This window comes from Actinotignum schaalii (assembly GCF_028864145.1).
Taxonomy (GTDB): domain Bacteria; phylum Actinomycetota; class Actinomycetes; order Actinomycetales; family Actinomycetaceae; genus Actinotignum; species Actinotignum schaalii_B.
On sequence record NZ_JARBHJ010000004.1, the window covers coordinates 1 to 17,453 of the forward strand.

Consider the following 17,453-nt stretch of genomic DNA (forward strand, 5'->3'; position numbering starts at 1 on the left):
GCTGGTCCACCCGGTCGACTATGTCCACTGAGGCGTTACCGTTAGAGGCCTTAGAACAGGCAATCAACAGCGCTAAAGACAATCTGGCAGGGCTAATCCATCACGCCGATCACGGGTCCCAATACGTAAGCATTAAATACGGCCAACGGTTGACAGACGCCGGTATCAAGTCATCAACCGGAACTGTCGGGGATTCCTACGATAACGCTCTAGCCGAGACAGTTAACGGCCTTTACAAGACCGAGCTGATCTACTGCCAGTCTTGGAGATCATGCGCTGAAGTCGAGTGGGCGACCCTGAACTGGGTGCACTGGTGGAACAACATCCGGATTCATCAGTCCCTGGGCTATGCCACTCCCGAGGAGACTCTTGCAAGTTATAATCAACACCAGGTCAGACAATTGACCCCCGTATAAGAAGCGGAACAAAACCCAGACCACTTCATACGCCGGCTGCTGCCGGTAGTTCCAGTGTGGGGGTGTGTCATGGGTGAGTATTTTGCGGTGCGGCGGGGTGCTACGGCGCTACCGAACTCCATGATCTTCAACAAGGCACTCTCTTATGATGCCCTCGCGCTGGCGACTGTGTCGCTCTCGTTGCCGCCGAATGCGCCTGTTGGTTATCGCGATCTCATGGGCCGGGATATGGGCGAACACCGCGCCCGCAAAGCCCTCGCGCTCCTAGAAGAGCAGCATTATCGTTTCCGGTTCCGCACCCGCGCCTCGGGTCAAATCCGCGAACTGGTGGTCATGTTTGACACCCCCGTGTCCGTGGGTGAGGCGCTTTGTGAAATCCAGGGGCGGATGGAAAGCGGAGCGATCACCGCCCGCCAGGTAGTTGGCTGTCCGAGCCACCCGGGCGAGTTCACACGCACTGCACCGGTCGGTGAGTTCGGTATGGAAAATGAGGTGTGCCTCGATGAGGCACCAGCCATGCCGATGGCATCCGTGCCAGGAGCGTCACCCGTCCCAACGGGAGACGCAGGTGAGAGCGCGGAGCCGATCATTACAGCCGTACTCCTTGTGGATAACCCTGAAACAGCCACTACCGAGCCTGTGGATAACCACGAAACGCCCGGTTCGAACTGTCCTACAGTTACAAATTCTCAGAGTGACCCAGGTAACGAAAGTGGAACGGATTTTCACCGTGCCTGGAAAACCTCGGCACGGTGGGAACCGCGAGATTCCGCGGTAGGTGAACCTGGTAGTGAGTTATCCACAGGTTCTCACCGTGCGGGGATTACCGGAGCACGGTGGACCGCAGCACGGTCAGCCCAGGCGCAGATCTCTAAAGAGATCTCCAATAATTCCTCACTACGTTCGGAATTAACCAACCAACCAAGCCCAGGCGAAATTTTCGTGTCGGAGGCGTCTGGCATGGTTGGTGTGGAAGATGATTCCCAGGTCGAGCACCCCGAGCAGGGTGCGGGTGGGGGTGTCCCTGGCGGGACTACCCCACACCCCGTGCCGGCCGCGGTAGCTCCGGCTCCGGTTCGCCGTGAGCCGATGCGGCCCGTCGAGGGCCAAGCTCGGCGCGGCCCTGTGCCGGGCGGTTCGGGGCGGCCGGATGCCGGGCAGGAACCGCCGGGTAGCGGCGGGCAGCCGTCGAGCACTGCGCAACCGCCGCGTGGCGTGAGCCAGCAAGGCTCGCGGCAGGACCAGCGTTCACAGCAAGCCTGGGCAGCTAGCCTGATTGGTGAATGCGTGCCGCGTGACTTGGTGCGGTTCTTGGCACCGGCCCGGTTTGTGGCGGTTGCCCGGGATTTGCAGGTAGCGCTTGATTCGGGCTGGCAGCGCGCGGAGATTCGCGCCCAGCTAGCCGGCAACGCGCTCGGGGAAACTCGCAATCCCGGCGGGGTTGTTGCGCATCGCATCCGCGATATCGCGCTGGCTCGCCCGCCCCGGCCACCGAAGCCGCGTTCCCCGGTGGTGGTGGATACTCGGCCGGATCCGGGTGAGGTGTGTGGGATGCCTGAGGGGCTGCGGGCGAGGGTTTCCCGCTCTCGCTCGCCGGCTCCGGAGCCGGCCTCGACTGGGCCGCCGGGTGAGGCCGGGCCGGTGCGGTGTAGGGGTTCTGGCAAGGCCTAGTGACGGGTTAGGCTGAAGAAAAGACAACCCGCAAGTTTTTGAGAGATTTTTTAGCGAAAAGGGAGGGCGAGCCATGGGCGAGCAAACAACCACGGTTGACGAAACGGCTACTGCCGTTGCTGGCGACGAGGCAGTCGGTGTCGCTGGCGAGACTGCTACCGGGCAGCGCCGTGGTAGGCGTGTGTGGCTGTGGCCGAGCGTGGCTATCACTGCGGCAATCGTGGCCGGCGCTGGTGTATATCTGGCGCAGCGTTCAAGTGGCGTCGACGAGGCTCGCGCGGCCTACAGCGAGGCCGTGACGGTCAACGAGCAAGCCCGCACCGCGCTCCAGGTGGCCGTTGACGGTGTCGGGTTCACATCGCAGGAGTGTGAGGCTGATGGCGGCGTGCCCGCAGACTGTGCAGCGTTGGCGCAGGCCGTGGAGACCGCGCGTGCCGGGCTGGCTGAGCCTTTCAAGGCGGCGAACGCCAAGGAACTGGATGCGGCTACGGCGCGGTCCCAAGCGGGGGCTTTACAGGACGCGGCTACTGATATGCAAGCCCAGGCTGCTCAGATCAAGGACGCGGCCGGGAAGCTGAACACCCAGTTCGAGGCAGCTACCACGGCATACCTCGCCGGTGACGCAGCAAACCTCGCGACATCGTGTGAGATGTCCGCAGCAAGTGCTCGTGGTGTTGAGGGTCTTGCAGGTGAAGCCGATGCCCTGAGCGCGGACTGCAAGGCTCTCGCGACTTCCGGGAAGAGCGTGCGTGTGTCGGTTCTCAAGGAAAAGACCGCAGCGCTTCAGGCCCGCCTTGATGCGTTGAATGGGAAGGTGGCGGCCGCCCAGCAGGTTCCGGCACCGTCCGCGCCGGCCCCAGTGTCTGGTGGTGGTTCGGAAGCCACTAGCGAGTATTCCGCAACGGAAAGCGGGTCTTCTTCATGGTCAGATGATTCGGATTATGAGGCACCCGCACCAGCAGCCCCAGCACCCGACCCGGACCCGGCACCCGCAAACAACAACGGCGGCGGATGGGTAAACACCGGCGACATAATCGTCGACAACACTTCCGGGGAAGGCGTCTGTTTCGATACGCACGGTAATTCCTGGCCATGCAAGCCCTGATATCGGGCTAAAGGTGGCTCGGTGCCTGCGCCAACAAGCACCGAGCCGATGAATCCCTCTTTGAACCACGTTAGCAATATAGATTCGATGAAAGGACTCGTTACCTATTATGGCAGCGAACACAAAGATCCGGCCACGGGGCCGGACTCTCGCCGCACTCCTCGCGGCATTCACACTAATTGTTTCCAGCCTACTCAGCGGCGGGAATGCCATGGCACTGTGGGATTCCACCACCGGCCGCGGCCTCAACCTCAACGGCATCAACGCCGTCGGTTATCTCCGGCTTGGCCCACACGTCAACCAAACACCCCAAATCGGCGGGGTTGGGATTGAACCGGCACCCCAATGGTGCATCGATGGCAAGAAAGCCGACCCAGGCCCGGGAGACCTGACCTCAATCGCGACCCTGACCGATTCGGCACAACATATTCCCGAGCTGGCGCTCACGACGCCACAAGCGGCCTGGATCCTGCACAAGTACCAGGGCAACACGGGCGATGACACGAATCTCGCGGCCCTCGGCTTGCTCATGCACGCGAACTTCGAAAACACCGCAGCGGTGGCTCACGAGATCGCCGGAGCCACACAAACCCAGCAGCCCGACACCTGGACACGCGCATTGCAATATGTGGCAGAAGCCCGCAACTCAGCGGTAGCGGGCTATGAGTCATGGACTGTCCAAGGGGATGGTCAGCGCACGGGTGCTATTACCGGACTCGGCCAGGTTAATTCCGCAGGTGCTTATGTTCCGAATCTCCCATTCACAGTCACTCTGAACGGTCCGGCTGTTTTCGATGCCACCGGAACCAATGTATGGAGCGGTAACACGGCAAGTGAGCCGGTCACGCTCAATTGGACTGCGACCGGTAATGGAACTGTCACAGGAAACGCCGTTTATCACGCCGAAGTCCGCAGCACCGTGACAAAATTTGGGTCTGACGGCAGCGTCCAGGATATGGTCACGTACGGTAATCGCCCGGCATCCGACCCTGAAGAAGTTACGGTCCCTGGCCAATCGTGGCGTGTGATTTTTGATTTCCAACCCACCGGCACCAGCCAGGCGGTCTCCCAGGAGATTAACCTCGACGGCTCAATCTCCGACACCCTCACCACGAGCGTGGACAAGAACTATGGGGATGGGCAGTGGACGCAGGTAAACGGCAAGCCCGTGCCCGTGGTTTATACCGCGACCGCTTATTGGGCGGGCCGCACCAAGCCCGCCACCTCAACGACTATTCCGGCGGGTGCCGAGGTACTCGGCAGCGTGGACGTGACCGCGACGGGCGAGGGCCAGAAACTCGAAGCAAAACTCACCACGCCCAAGCGCGGATATGTCACTTGGGTTTGGAGCGTCGATAAGAACAAGCAAGGCGCGAACAGCCAATACATCCACCAGAACTGGAGTGACTCGTTCGGCCTTGAGGCGGAAACCACGTCGGAGAATTTCGACTTCAGGCCCCTCGGCACCTCACACGTTGCTGACGCTAAGGTGATTGACAAGGGCACCGTGCTTTCCGATACTTTCGAGGCTAAGGCTGACCCGCAGTATCGCGACGGTGAATGGACACGCATCGTTGCGCCTGGCGCATCGTTTGATGAAGGCACCTATGTGCCGGTGACCTACCGTGCTTCCGCGTATTATGTTTCCCCGACCGAGCTACCCTCGACCGCGGATGCGGTTCCGGCGTCGGCCGAACTGATCGAGTCCGTGACCGTTGTAGCGAACGGCCCCGGCGAGCTTAAAGCCACGCTCTCGCAGCCGACGACCAAAGCCGGGTTCGTCACCTGGGTCTGGGAAGTCAAGGCTGAAGACCAGCCCGCCGATTCCGCGAAGTGGATTAAGCCAGGGTGGGCCGACCAGTTTGGCCTTCCGGACGAGACCACGAGCGTGCGTTACCCCGCCAAGATCGACTCCACGCTCTCTATCCGCGATACCAAGTCGGGTACCTATTTGGTCGATGACGTGTTCGTGACGGGCATGCCCGCTAATCATCCGGCTTTTGCGGGTGGAATGGGATTCAAGCCTGATACCCAGGTGATCGAGCATGAAGTGCTCTTCTTCCCCCACGGCCTAGAAGTGACGGAAGCGAACCGCGCCAAGGCTGAGAAGATCGGCGAGACCGTGAGCATTCTGGCGAAGAACGGGTTCTATCCCAGCGTTGGTGACACATCGTGGTTGGTAAAGCAAGACGCGGCTGGTAAGAATCTGCCGGGCACGTATGTTTTCGTCAGCAGCTTTGCTGGTGATGACCGTGTCCAACCGCTCACGACGAGCGTTGAGGACGTGACCGAGCAGTTCACCATTACTCCTGAGCCGTCGATTCACACCACTTTGACGCATGAGAACACGCATGTGGCACCGAATACCGCGAAGGTTGAGCTTGTCGATACGGTCTCGTACCAGAATCTCAAGCCTGGCAAGGAATACGAGCTTTCCGGCACGCTTATGGATAAGGCGACCGGTAAGCCGCTCGTGGACGCGAACGGAGACAAGATTGTTTCCACCGTTTCGTTTACACCTGAGACACCGAACGGCACCGCCACTGTCGTGTTCACGGTGGATGGTTCGTTGTTTGCGGGTAAGCAGACCGTGGCTTTCGAGCGCCTGACGCAAGACGGCCGCGAAATCGCCGTACACACGGACATTAACGATCTCAATCAGACGGTGAGCTTCTCGAAGCTTCAAACCACGGCGACCGACAAGACCGACGGCGACAAGGTGCTAGCACCGATCCCGAATGCGGTGATCACCGACCGGGTGTGCGATGTCGCCGGCACGCTCGTGCCGGGTACCGAGTATGACATTACGACCGCGTTGATGTTGGATAACGGTGATGCGTTGCTTGACGCGAACGGCAAGCCCGTAACGGTTACCTCGAAGTTCATTCCGGCGGCCGCGAACGACTGCGCCTCAATTGACATTACGTTCGATGCCAGCAAATTGGCGGGTAAGCGCGTTGTCGTTTTCGAGACCGTGACCCAAGACGGCCGCACCGTCTCGGTTCACCACGACCTCAAGGACGATGCTCAGACGGTGTCGGTGGAGATTCCCGGCGATGGGGATAACGACAAGTCGAAGCGGCGGCTAACCCGTACCGGGGTAAGCATCCTCGGCGGAGGCATCCTTGCGCTTGGGTTTATTGGTGTTGGCGCGGCTGCGGTGCTGCGTCGTCGTAACAACTAACCAAAAATATTCCCCTACATATAGGTAGGTAAGTAGTGGTGTGCCCGCACTCTAGGTGTGGGTGCGGGCACACCACCCTCCCCGTTCTCGGTGGGGCGTATCGCAATCCTTCCCCTTTTCTTTTCCTTATCTTTTTCTTCCTTTTTATTACCCCTGTGTATCTGTGTGAGGAGGTGGCGCTGATGGGTGAGCGGCTTGGCGTGTGGGCACTTGAGCAAGGCGGACGCACCACCGCAAATGCTCTCGCCCTCCTCGGCGTGGTGTCTCTTTTCGCGGATCCGGCCGGGGTGTGTATCCTGACGCCCGCGGATTTACAGGCACGAGCAGGATTGAATAAATCAAGCTTTACGCAAGCATTGGCCGAGCTTATTGATGCGGGCCTGCTCGCGGTGCAAGAAACCACCACCGGCACTGCTTTTAGTGTTCTTGCTCCGCGCGAGTATTTAGACGACACGGCCACGCCGGTCTCGGCGGCCGGTGAGTTAGAGCGTGGCTTGCGTATTATTTCGACAACACTCACCACGACCGCCAGCGACGCTGGCATGGCTGGCATGGCTGGCATGGCTGGCATGGCTGGCATGGCTGGCATGGCTGGCATGGCTGGCATGGCTGGCATGGCTGGCACTGCTGGCACTGCTGGCACTGCTGGCACTGCTGGCACTGCTGGCACTGCTGGCACTGCTGGCACTGCTGGCACTGCTGGCACTGCTGGCACTGCTGGCACTGCTGGCACTGACCACGTGACTACCACGCCCGCCCATATCAAGGTGGCGGATCCGCTCACGAACGAAGGACTCACCACGATTCTCGCGTATTTGGAGGAGTGTGGGTGGGCCGACCAGGAGATTATTGACCGGCTCTTGATAGCTATTGAGGCGCGTACGCGCTCCCGCCTAGCGTTCCTGATCAAGCACAACTCACCTCTTGGTTTTAGAGAAGTGCTTGCTGATGTTTGTGCTCGGGTGTGGGAGATTATCCGCACCCAAACCCGCGATGTTATCGGGGCTGAGTTTGGGTGGGCGTATGTGCTGCGGGCAGCGGCCCGCCAGTATGAAAAGACTAACCGGGCGAGCACCTTTGAGTTGCCGACAGGTGATGAGACTCGTTTCGATGCCGCCGATGAGAGCAGCGCGGGCGCAGTTGGGAATTATGAGCATGGCTTTGATCAGGTCTTAGTGGAAGACATAACCGGCTGGAATGCCGGCATCCAGTTCCTTATCGGCGAGCTGGTCGCCCGCGGGGTTGACCAGGGTTTGGCGTGGCACGCGACTCGGCGGATGCTTGAGATTTGCACCCGGTGGGGGTTTCACGCCCGGATCACGAAAGCGCGTGAAGACGCTGAGCTGGCCCGGCTTGGGCTTAGCCCGAGAGTGATTGGTGCGTGGATGGGTCTTCTTAGTGGGGCGCGGCGCGCGGGTGAGGAAGGATCGTTCCTCTTGGGTTTCGCCCGCGGGCGGCGCACGTTTACCGAGCGGGAAGAATACCGGCTCCAACGTATCGTCAATGGCACCTGTCACCTCGGGTCGGGTGTTTCTTCCCCGAATGAATCTGGTTTGGGGGTGGCCTCGTGAACAAGTGCCCATTCGCTTATCGACATGGTGGTGACTATTTGACTAGCCCACACGATGCCGCCGGCTTCGCTGGCGGCGGCTCGCGCGTCTTCAATATTTGTATACCAGTGGGATTCTTGGACGAACGGCGGGAGGCGGTCGCGGGTTACCGCGTAGACGGTTTCGATGTTCGTTTCGACGTCACGCGGCCAGCCCAGATGGACTCCCGGTCGGGTGGGCGTTGTGCTCGTGTTCGTGTTCTTGTGCATGTGAATACTCCTTGCGTTGGGTGTTGTCCGTTTGTTTTGCGGTCTTGTCTTGCTAGTGGAGCGTGCACACACAACGCACGGGCGCGATTTGCGTCACATGCATCTGGGTGTGTGCGGCGCGTATGTCAGCCGGACCTCGTGGAGGTGTGCGTACATGCGTAAACACAAGATGAAACAACCAGATCGTGCCGGGCTTGCCCTGCCGTGGGGTCAGCTTCCTGACCTGCCAGGCGAAGGCACTGTCCTGCCGTGTGTATGGACTGATCCGAGCACGGCGGTGTTTGCGGTGGGTGCGAGTGGGGGCGTGGGTACCACCACCCTGGCGGCGCTGTGTGGGTTGGTTGATTTTGGGCGTGCGTGGCCGGTCTCAGCGCCGCAGGCGGCGAGGTGTGTGGTGGTTGCCCGCACCACCGCTACCAGCATGGCGGCGGCGCGTGAGTGTGCGGGCGCGGTCTTCGGTGGGCGCACGAATGGTGTCGAGTGTCTCGGGTTGGTGCTTGTTGCTGATCAGCCCGGGCGCTTGCCGCGCGAGCTAGCCCGGGCACGTGCTTTGACGGAGTCTGTGTTTCCGGCCGTGTGGCGCATCCCTTACAGCCAGGCAATACGGTGCGGGCGAGACGACCCGCAACTCGCCGTACATAAGGCCATCCAAGAACTGCGGGAACTCGCCGGGCTGCCAGAAGAATCGGAATTTTTTGATACCAACATCCCCGCTATGGGTGGGGATTCCCTAGATAACTAAAGGAGAAAACCACTATGTTTACCCAGCTATCAGCCCTGGAAGCCTACCTTCACGCGGCGCTTTTACCGCTTATTGAGGTGACACCGACTCAGCCCCCGGGAACGGAAAAGATCACCCAGATTCTCGGGTATGTGGCCTGGGGCGCAGGCGTGTTGTGTTTGCTCGGGATTTTCATTGTTGCGGGCAAGCTCGCCATCAACGCACGCCATGGCGAGGGCCTCGAGGAAGCCAAAGGCTTGCTCTGGGTCTTGGCGGCGCTGGTGTTGATTGGTTCGGCTACCTCGCTTATCGGCGCGTTCATCACCCTATAAGCAGCCCGCAGCAAAAAGACGAGAAACGGAATGGAGGGAAAGGCATGGGTAAAGAAACCAAGCCAGGCCGGAGCCTGGGTGTAGGACTAGCAATAGGCGGTTTGCTCGTCATTGCTGGCGTGGTGGCGGTGGTGTGGGCGCTCATCGCACCCGCGAATACTCACACAGAACCTACGCCCGGGCCGGTCCCCTCCATCCCCACCACCGCCGCGCCCGCGCCACCGGCGTCGGCAACACCTGAATGCGGACTCGACTTTGGCGACATGACGCTCCCCGACCGGAATTTCACGCCGGTCTGGCAGGACGGCCCGCTGGGCGTGCGGCTAGCAACCCTACCCGGAGCCGGCCCATGTGAGCAGACTCCGGTGGCGCGCGGGTATACGAACACCCCGAAGGCCGCGGTTTTAGCTGCACTCAACTACGTGAGCCTGTCCTCGGTCGGCGGCCCAAACGCACAAAAGGTTCTCAACGAACTCTTAGCAGACGGGCCAGACAAAAAGGTGTTGCTTGAGGCGGCGGGTGAGCTAGCCGGGCGGGTACTTCCCGCGCCGCGTTTGGTGGGTTTCCAGGTCTTCGACTACGACTTAGAGCGGGCTAGTGTCGGGGTGGCGTTCATGCTGGACGCTAAGCCTGGCGTGGTGTTTGGCCGTAGCCTTGACCTCACCTACGACAAAAAGGCGCAGATGTGGAGGGTGGTTCCGGTGGCGGACATGTCCACGGTCCTCACCGTGGTTGATCGGCCGCTTTCGACTGGGTGGGTGCTATGGACGCGGTAGCGTTTGCGGAGTTCCTGACTCCCGCACCGGCTTGGGTGCCCGGAGGCCCGGCACCCATGGTGTGTGTGACGGATGTGTGTGGGTGGAGTATTTTGAACCCGCTTGCCTGGGTTGGCAAGGGCATTGGAACCCTCGTCGGCTCCGTTGTTGAGTTGCTCGCTGAAGCAATGGCCGCAGCAAGCATGTGGCTCCTCGAATTTCTCGTAGGGTTTGTTTCCTCCAATCCGCGCCTGAATTTAAAAGATACGGAGGCGATCACGTGGATTCATGACTCGCTTTCCTACGCAACCGGTCTTTTTATGCTCTTGGGCGTGTTGGTGGGTGCGGGGTCGATGGCGTGGCATCGACGCGGCGAACCCCTACGCGACATGCTGGCCTCCGTCATCCAACTCGTCATCGTGAGCGGTGCGGGTGTGACGGTCGTCCAACTCCTCATGGAAGCATCTTCCCTTTTCTCAAGCTGGCTCTTGGCGTCGTCGGGGTCGATGGAGAGTGTTCAGGCTGCGATCAATGTCATGATTGATGAGGGCACAAATTTGGCGATCCTGACGATTTTCTTGCTTGCGGCGATGCTGCTCGGCACCCTCCTCGCCCTTATTTTGCTGTTGTGTCGGGATTCTTTCCTCGTGCTCCTGATCGGTATTCTGCCGCTTTCGGCAGCGGCCACCAACACCGCGGTGGGGCGGCAGTGGTTTGAGAAAACAAAAACCTGGATTATCGCTTTCCTGCTGTATAAGCCGGCGTTCGCCATCATCCTCTCTATCGGCATGCGCCTGATCTCTTCGGATAGCCCGCCGACCATGACCGCGCGCGTTGAGCAAGCCTGCGGAACCTTCGACGAAGCGAAACTCGAGGAATACCAAAAATGCGTGCTCGAGCAGATGAAAGCCGCCATCGGAGACGACAGCTCCCTCACCAATTCCGTCACGACGATTCTCGTGGGTGTGGGTGTGCTTTGCTTGGCGGGGTTCGCGATGCCAGCCCTCATGCGTTTCGTCGTCCCCGCAACCGCCTCAATGAGTTCAGGCGCGGGGATGAGTGGTATCGCGGCAGGCCTCGGCGGAGCAGCGGGATCTTTGGTGGCGTCGGGCGCTATTAAAGTCGCCCGCGGCGGAGTCGCCGCAGCCCGTGGCGGTGTCTCGAAAGTCCGAGCCGCCCGCGCCACAAAAACAAGTGCCAGTAGCACGGCGAGTGGTAGTGGTGGTGTGGCTGCGACCGGCGCAACAACCACCGGAACCACCGGGACAAGCAGGACAGGCCCGGCTAGCCGGAGCGGCGCGGCTAGTGGCGCTACCAACGCACCCGCACCGAATACAAGCAGCGGGAAGAAGGTGTCGCGGCGTGCGCGGGCGGCGAAGAAGCAGGCACAGACCCCCCCACTCCCACCAACCTCTACACAGCCGGTGTCGGCGGGTGGTCAGGCTAGCGGCGCTGCCCCAACCCCACCCGCAAAGCCGGCCTCACCGTTCGCCCTACCAACCAAACAGCCCGGCCGGGGCGCTTTCGATAAAGCCCGCGGGGTCGGCGCCTTCACATCGAATCTAGCCAGCGGCGCGGATAGTGAGAGCGAGGAAAACGCATGAGCACACCACGCACATACGGCCACTGGCGCAAGCCCCAAGCCCCCGGGATAGGCAGGCTCTCTGGTGCGCTGACTGTCGGTGTCTTCGCACTGTTAATTCTCATGGTGTTGGTGCAGATTATTGCCGGGATTATCCCCGCCCTGGTGCTCGGGACTATCTGCGGAAGTCTTGGTTTGTTGTTTGCCCGCAAAGACGCACACTCCGTGTCTTTGGCGGGGAAGATTGGAGAAAGAATGCGTTTCCTACGCTCCCGCAGACGCGGCGAGAACCTGTACCGCGGCGGACCACTCGGAGTCACCGGCGGCCCGTTCATGCTCCCGGGTATTCTCGCACCCACGAGGGTGGCTGATTTTGTGGATGGTTTCGGACGTGACTTCGCCGTCATCACAACCGGTAAAACTGGCACTTTCGCTGTCGTGTTCGCCTGTGAGAGTGAAGGAGCATCCCTCGTCACGCAAGACCAGGTCGACACCTGGGTCGCCCGGTGGGGGCAGTTTTTGGCGCGCTTAGGGGAAGAGCCAGGCCTGGTAGGTGCGAGCGTTGTCGTGGAATCCGCACCCGATACCGGCTCGCGCCTCCAGCGGGAAATCACCGCAAACAGAGCAGAAAACATCCCACCGCTCGCTGAACAGATGCTCAGCGAAGTAAGCCAGATATACCCGTATGGTTCCGCGTCCCTGCGGGCCTACGTGACGCTAACGTTTGAGAATCATCTGGGGAAGGGTAGCGGGAAGACACTCGACTTAGAACAAGCGGGCCAGGAGCTTGCCACCCGCCTCCCGTCCTTGTCTCAGGCATTGACTGGGACTGGTGCGGGTTTCGTGCGGCCTTTAGATTCCGCGGGTGTGGGGCGGGTAGTGCGCCTGGCGTATGACCCTGATGCGCAAGAGATTTTCGACGACGCACTCTCGAACAGCGAAAGCATCTCGCTCGATTGGAGCGAAATCGGACCCTCCGCTACCCAAGCTAACTGGGATAGTTTGGCCCATGATGGTGCGGTGTCGGTGTCGTGGGTTATGAGCGCCGCACCCCGCGGCATCGTCCAATCCAATATCCTTGCCTCGCTGCTTGCTCCGTCGCCTCGTATTGCCCGCAAACGCGTCGCCCTGCTTTATCGGCCTATCGAGGCCGGACGCGCGGGCGAGATCGTGGAGAAAGACAAAAACGCCGCCAGCGTGCGGGTGTCTTCGTCAACGAATGTGCGGGCACGCGATGAGGTTGCCTTGGCTCACGCTATGGCGTCGGCGGCCGAGGAGGCCGCCGGCGCCGGGCTAGAGAATTTCGGCATGGTCATTACCGCAACTAGCACGCGCGGGGATGACGTCAAGGACATGGTTGATGCGGTCGGGTCGTTGGCCTCGAGCGCTCGGATTCGGATCCGTAAATGTTTTGGTGGGCAAGACTCGGCTTTCGCTATCTCACTGCCTTTGGGGATTATGCCAGGGCGCTATTCCGTGATTAGTGAGAGTGTTCGGGAGGCACTATGAGCAAACAGAGCAATACCGCGGCCATACTGAACGGGCGGGTGCCTGGTTCGCGGGGGTTCACCGGACGCGGAGGCGGCCGCCAAGCATACGTGCCCGCACTCCCACAATGGCGCGGCACCTCGGTGCAGGTATGTGGCCTCTGGCCGTTTGCTAGCGGTGCGCCAGCACCCTTGATTGGGGTGCCGTTCGGCCAGTGCGAGAAAGGCGGCAGCTTGTCGCCGGTCTGTTTCGACCCGATCTCCTGGTTTAGGGCGGGCATGATCTCCAACCCCTCGATGTTCGTCCTCGGCCTGCCCGGCCTCGGCAAAAGCTCCGCGGTCCGGCATATCAGCTTGGGTCTGGCCGGCTTCGGGGTTTCCACAATGGTTCTCGGTGATTTGAAACCGGATTATGTGGATTTGGTGGAGGCTATGGGTGGCCAGTGCATCACCATCGGACGAGGCGGAGTGAGCCTGAATCCACTAGACACCGGAAACACGCCCGCAGCCGCCAGCCAACTCACCGGCCAGGCTCGCCTCGATCTATTGAATTCCGCTCATGCGCGCCAGCTCACCATGCTTTCCTCCCTTGTTGAGCTGGTGCGCGGGGGACGTATTACCGACCGCGAAAGGACTATCCTTGACCGGGCCTTGCGGGTGTGGGATACCCATAATCCGGGTAGCGTGCCGGTAATCGGCGACATCCTCACTATTGTTCGGGCAGCCCCAGACGACGTACGACTCGCGGCACTTGATCGCGGCTCCATCGACCGCTACCTAGAAGTCACGGAGGCTCTCGAGGCGTCGCTCATGGCTTTGTTGGGTGGGCGTTTTGGGCAGATATTCGCCGCCCCCACAACAACGCCTATGCGGATGGACCGTAGCGTGGTCTTCGACGTCTCCGCGGTGTCGGGTGCGGATGAAGCATTACAGGCCGCAGTGTTGCTGGCGTGTTGGTCGTATGGCTTCGGAAATATCACGACGGCGAACATGCTCGCCGACGCCGGTATAGCTACGCGCCGGTTGTTTTTTGTGGTCATGGACGAACTCTGGCGCGTCCTCCGGGCGGGGGAGGGCATGGTCGACTCCGTCGACGCACTCACCCGCCTCAACCGCCAATGGGCGGTAGGCCAGGCCATGATCACCCACACCATGAGCGACCTCGAGGCCCTAGCCAGCGAGCAAGCCCGAGCGAAAGCCCGCGGGTTTGTCGAGCGTGCCGGCGTTTGCTTGCTCGGCGGGCTGCCCGAGCGAGAAATGGGTTTACTTCGCGGTGCCGTAAGACTGAACAGCGCTGAGGAAGACGTACTCACGTCCTGGCAGGATCCCGGGAGCCTCGACCCGGATACCGGCAGGCTGTCTGCGCCGGTTGGGCGCGGGCGGTTCTTGATCAAGGTCGGCCGGCAGCCCGGCATCCCCGCCGAATGCGTACTCACGCCTTGTGAGCGTGATTTGTCTGATACTTCTTGGAGATGGCATGAATAACAACAATAACCACTACCACCGCCCCATTCCGCGCCGGGTGTGGTTCTCGATCAGCCTCGGGATCCTTTCTACCCTCTATGCCGGACTCTTGCTCGCTTCTTTTGCGACCGGGGAGGACATCCCCACCTACCCGTTCAGCATGATGGCCGCTCTACTTAGCGGACAAATAACAGCCAAAACATTGACCCTGGGCATCTTTTTCGCGATTATTTTCGCTGATCTGACCGGGCGGGCCACCTGGCATCTCCTGCGCTACCTCACCCGGGCCGGACAACAGCGAGGCGACAATACGACTGGGGATAGGTCATGAGTAATAAGCCCGGAACGACCGGCGACGTCGGCACGCTAATCGCAACGCTCGGTGCTATCGGCGTCGGCGTGTGCCTGTGTTTATCCTTTTTCCTCGCCGGCCTCATCACCGGCGAAGCCGTACCGTTTAACCCGCTAGTGCTCATCATTTACCTGGCGACTGGCAAGCTCCACGTGAGCAGCATGACATGGGTAGTGGCAGCTCTCTTTGCGTGCATTGTCCTAACTATCGCCGGCCTGATCTCTTGGCGTGTATACCGGGTGCGGGGGCGGCGGGCACGAGGAGACAACAAAGCCAGATTGACCGGCGGACGCTCTGCTCGCCAAGCCCTCCAACGCACTGTCGTTGCCGAGAAAGCCCAGCGCCTCGGCATCACAGGAGATAACCCCGTAGGTTACAAGCTCGGGCGCGCGGTAGACACCGGCGAACTACTCTACGGGGACTACGAGAGTGTCTCGCTCATGCTCTCCGGGCCGCGCGGTGGTAAAACAGCCGGCTACGCGATTCCTTTGCTTCTGGAAGCGCCGGGAGCGGTGTTGGCGACGTCGAATAAACGTGACCTCGTTGACGCCACCCGCTATGCCCGCGAGCAACTGGGTGAGCGGGTGTGGGTGTTTGACCCCTGCAATATCCTGCAAAAACCCGGGGGCATGTGGTGGAATCCCCTCACCTACCTCACCAACGCTGCTTATGGCGGGAGCCTCTTCTCACGCGCCACCCACCTAGCAAAAGTTTTGGGGGATGCAGCTAGGGCTGGCATGTCGACTAAAGCCTATGACAGCTTTTGGGATGGCGGCGGGGAACAAATCCGCGCGTGTTTGCTTGCTGCGGCCGCGCTCGAGCACCGCTCCATGGCCGACGTCTACACCTGGGTGCAATCCACCCTGGATGAGACCCCTATCGACATTCTTCGTAACCACGGGATGGGCGAACTCGCTGCGCTACTCCGTGCACAAATGGACCTCCCCGCCGTCACGAAAGGCGGGATGTGGGCACATGCGCGTAGTGGTTTGGAATGGGTGGGCGACCCCGAAACCAGGACGTGGTGGGATGGTGGCGGGGCAGAATTCGATCCAGCTATGTTCGTGCAAACCCGCGAAGCGCTTTATTCGATGTCCGTTGACGGCGCAGCAATCGCACCCTTGGTTGCGGCCCTGACGGCCGTGACGTGTTTGGCGGCTGAAAACTACGCACAGAGTCAGCGCGGCGGGCGTCTTGCCACCCCCATGATGGTCGTGCTTGATGAAGCAGCGAACGTCTGTCCTTGGCGTGAACTACCGCGTCTTTATTCGCATTTCGGGTCGAAAGGCATCTGCCTCCACACGATCTTGCAGTCCTGGTCGCAAGGGGTCTCCGTGTGGGGTGAAGCGGGAATGAATATGCTCTGGTCAGCGGCGAATAACGTTTTGTATGCGGGTGGTGTTAAAGAGACCGAGATCCTCGCGAAAATCTCGAAACTCATCGGAACTTATAGGACTTCCCAACGTTCGACGTCACTGTCGAAAGGTGTGCGATCGACCTCCATCTCCCAAAACTCTTTAGAGGTGCCTATCGCGAGTGAAGCGGAGCTGGCAGCGCTACCGGCGTGGCGTGCCTGGCTTTTCGCCTCAAAATCTAGACCCACTCTCATCCGGCTCCTCCCCTGGTTTGAGGGAGATAAGAAAGAGTTGGTGGAAGAGTCTATTGCCCGCTACGGCTCCACAGCCACACCTCACAGCGCAGTGCCCAGTGGTGGGCGTGATGCCTGGACCAACTAACCACCATACAAATCTATTCAGATCAAAGAAGGAGAAGACACCATGAACGAGCAGACCGAAGACGTCATGGACGAGACCGCCGAGTCCCTGGCAGCGCTCCTGAAAGCGGCATCGATGATCGTCGCGCGCGTCCAAACCGAGTATGCCGCACACCTCCAGCGCTCGGCGCAGCGCGCCGCCACCGCCCAGCAAGCATTCACGGCGCAGCTCGGGGTTGCGCGTCCTTTCCTCGCCCAAGCAAGCAACGAACGCTGGTGGGACAGCGCTAGCGCGATGGATATTGCCCGCATGTATGGCCTATCGAAGAAATATGCAGGGGCCGATCCATTGGCGGCGCAGGCTCATGCTCGTGTTGCGTCTTTCCTGGAAGACCACGGGATTACTGACGACATGATCGACCGAGCAGACACGAACTCGCTCACGCCCGAACAGGTAGATAAGCTCACCGCCGCCCTGGATGCTCGTCCTGACGTGGCGACGTCGGACAAGACACCAGCGTCCACCACTAACCCGGCCGCAGTAGCCCCGAGGGTTGGCGTGCCGGGGGTTGGTGTGGAGAGTGAAGCAGCTGAGCCGGACGCGCCGGTCTTGGGTATCGAGGCGATGAAACAACGCATAGCGCAGATGCGGGAGAAAGCCGCAGCCGCCGGCATCAAATTCAGCGAGGATACCGGCGAAGGAGCACTCACCGGCGAATACAGTGTTCAAGCCGCGTGCCCGGGTAACCCGGCCACCCGAGCGGCAACAGTTGCAACTCCTGACAAGAAGAAGCCAAAGGTGAAGAACGTGGCCAGCGAGCAGCCGTCTCTCACACAATAGACGTTGATAA

15 protein-coding genes are annotated in these 17,453 nt (G+C 60.6%); 14 read left to right on the plus strand and 1 reads right to left on the minus strand.

Annotated features, from left to right (window positions below):
* The 5 genes from PWJ82_RS01425 to PWJ82_RS01445 form a co-directional block, all read left to right on the plus strand.
* On the plus strand, window positions 1–416 hold a 416-nt coding region (locus PWJ82_RS01425; protein ID WP_274734983.1), incomplete at its 5' end, for an integrase core domain-containing protein.
* A gap of 69 nt (window positions 417–485) precedes the next feature.
* On the plus strand, window positions 486–2,087 hold the full coding sequence (locus PWJ82_RS01430) for a hypothetical protein (RefSeq protein WP_274734984.1): 1,602 nt from the start codon (window positions 486–488) through the stop codon (window positions 2,085–2,087).
* Window positions 2,088–2,160: 73 nt separating this feature from the next.
* Window positions 2,161–3,192 carry a hypothetical protein gene (locus PWJ82_RS01435; RefSeq protein ID WP_274734985.1) on the plus strand — a complete coding sequence of 344 codons (1,032 nt, stop codon included), beginning with the start codon at window positions 2,161–2,163 and terminating at the stop codon, window positions 3,190–3,192.
* 109 nt (window positions 3,193–3,301) lie between these two features.
* Window positions 3,302–6,376 (plus strand): VaFE repeat-containing surface-anchored protein, encoded by a 3,075-nt coding sequence (locus tag PWJ82_RS01440; RefSeq protein WP_274734987.1) that lies wholly within the window; start codon window positions 3,302–3,304, stop codon window positions 6,374–6,376.
* 182 nt (window positions 6,377–6,558) lie between these two features.
* On the plus strand, window positions 6,559–7,947 hold the full coding sequence (locus tag PWJ82_RS01445; RefSeq protein ID WP_274734989.1) for a hypothetical protein: 1,389 nt from the start codon (window positions 6,559–6,561) through the stop codon (window positions 7,945–7,947).
* On the opposite strand, the gene PWJ82_RS01450 is transcribed toward PWJ82_RS01445, so the two are convergent.
* On the minus strand, window positions 7,890–8,195 hold the full coding sequence (locus PWJ82_RS01450) for a hypothetical protein (RefSeq protein WP_274734991.1): 306 nt from the start codon (window positions 8,193–8,195) through the stop codon (window positions 7,890–7,892). The two genes, PWJ82_RS01445 and PWJ82_RS01450, sit on opposite strands and share 58 nt — an antisense overlap.
* Before the next feature lie 154 nt (window positions 8,196–8,349).
* On the opposite strand from PWJ82_RS01450, the gene PWJ82_RS01455 reads away from it, so the two are divergent.
* The 9 genes from PWJ82_RS01455 to PWJ82_RS01495 all read left to right on the plus strand — a co-directional run bounded on the left by PWJ82_RS01455 (window position 8,350) and on the right by PWJ82_RS01495 (window position 17,443).
* Window positions 8,350–8,937: a DUF6668 family protein gene (locus PWJ82_RS01455; protein ID WP_274734993.1), complete on the plus strand. Its 588-nt coding sequence runs from the start codon at window positions 8,350–8,352 to the stop codon at window positions 8,935–8,937.
* Window positions 8,938–8,951: 14 nt separating this feature from the next.
* Complete coding sequence (locus PWJ82_RS01460; protein WP_274733723.1) at window positions 8,952–9,248, plus strand: hypothetical protein; 297 nt, start codon at window positions 8,952–8,954, stop codon at window positions 9,246–9,248.
* A gap of 44 nt (window positions 9,249–9,292) precedes the next feature.
* Entirely contained in the window at window positions 9,293–10,024 is a 732-nt protein-coding gene (locus tag PWJ82_RS01465) for a hypothetical protein (RefSeq protein ID WP_274734995.1), read from the plus strand.
* Complete coding sequence (locus PWJ82_RS01470) at window positions 10,012–11,607, plus strand: hypothetical protein (RefSeq protein WP_274734996.1); 1,596 nt, start codon at window positions 10,012–10,014, stop codon at window positions 11,605–11,607. The genes PWJ82_RS01465 and PWJ82_RS01470 overlap by 13 nt, the downstream gene beginning before the upstream one ends.
* A complete protein-coding gene (locus tag PWJ82_RS01475; RefSeq protein WP_274734997.1) occupies window positions 11,604–13,094 on the plus strand; it encodes an SCO6880 family protein in 1,491 nt (496 codons plus the stop codon). The genes PWJ82_RS01470 and PWJ82_RS01475 overlap by 4 nt, the downstream gene beginning before the upstream one ends.
* A 212-nt stretch (window positions 13,095–13,306) precedes the next feature.
* Entirely contained in the window at window positions 13,307–14,557 is a 1,251-nt protein-coding gene (locus tag PWJ82_RS01480) for an ATP/GTP-binding protein (RefSeq protein WP_274734998.1), read from the plus strand.
* The gene (locus PWJ82_RS01485; RefSeq protein ID WP_274734999.1) at window positions 14,550–14,867 is read left to right on the plus strand and encodes a hypothetical protein; all 318 of its coding nucleotides are present in this window, start codon (window positions 14,550–14,552) and stop codon (window positions 14,865–14,867) included. The genes PWJ82_RS01480 and PWJ82_RS01485 overlap by 8 nt, the downstream gene beginning before the upstream one ends.
* Window positions 14,864–16,624 carry a TraM recognition domain-containing protein gene (locus PWJ82_RS01490; RefSeq protein WP_274735001.1) on the plus strand — a complete coding sequence of 587 codons (1,761 nt, stop codon included), beginning with the start codon at window positions 14,864–14,866 and terminating at the stop codon, window positions 16,622–16,624. Before PWJ82_RS01485 ends, PWJ82_RS01490 begins: the two co-directional genes overlap by 4 nt.
* 42 nt (window positions 16,625–16,666) lie before the next feature.
* The gene (locus tag PWJ82_RS01495; RefSeq protein ID WP_016442238.1) at window positions 16,667–17,443 is read left to right on the plus strand and encodes a hypothetical protein; all 777 of its coding nucleotides are present in this window, start codon (window positions 16,667–16,669) and stop codon (window positions 17,441–17,443) included.
* Window positions 17,444–17,453 lie beyond the last annotated feature (10 nt).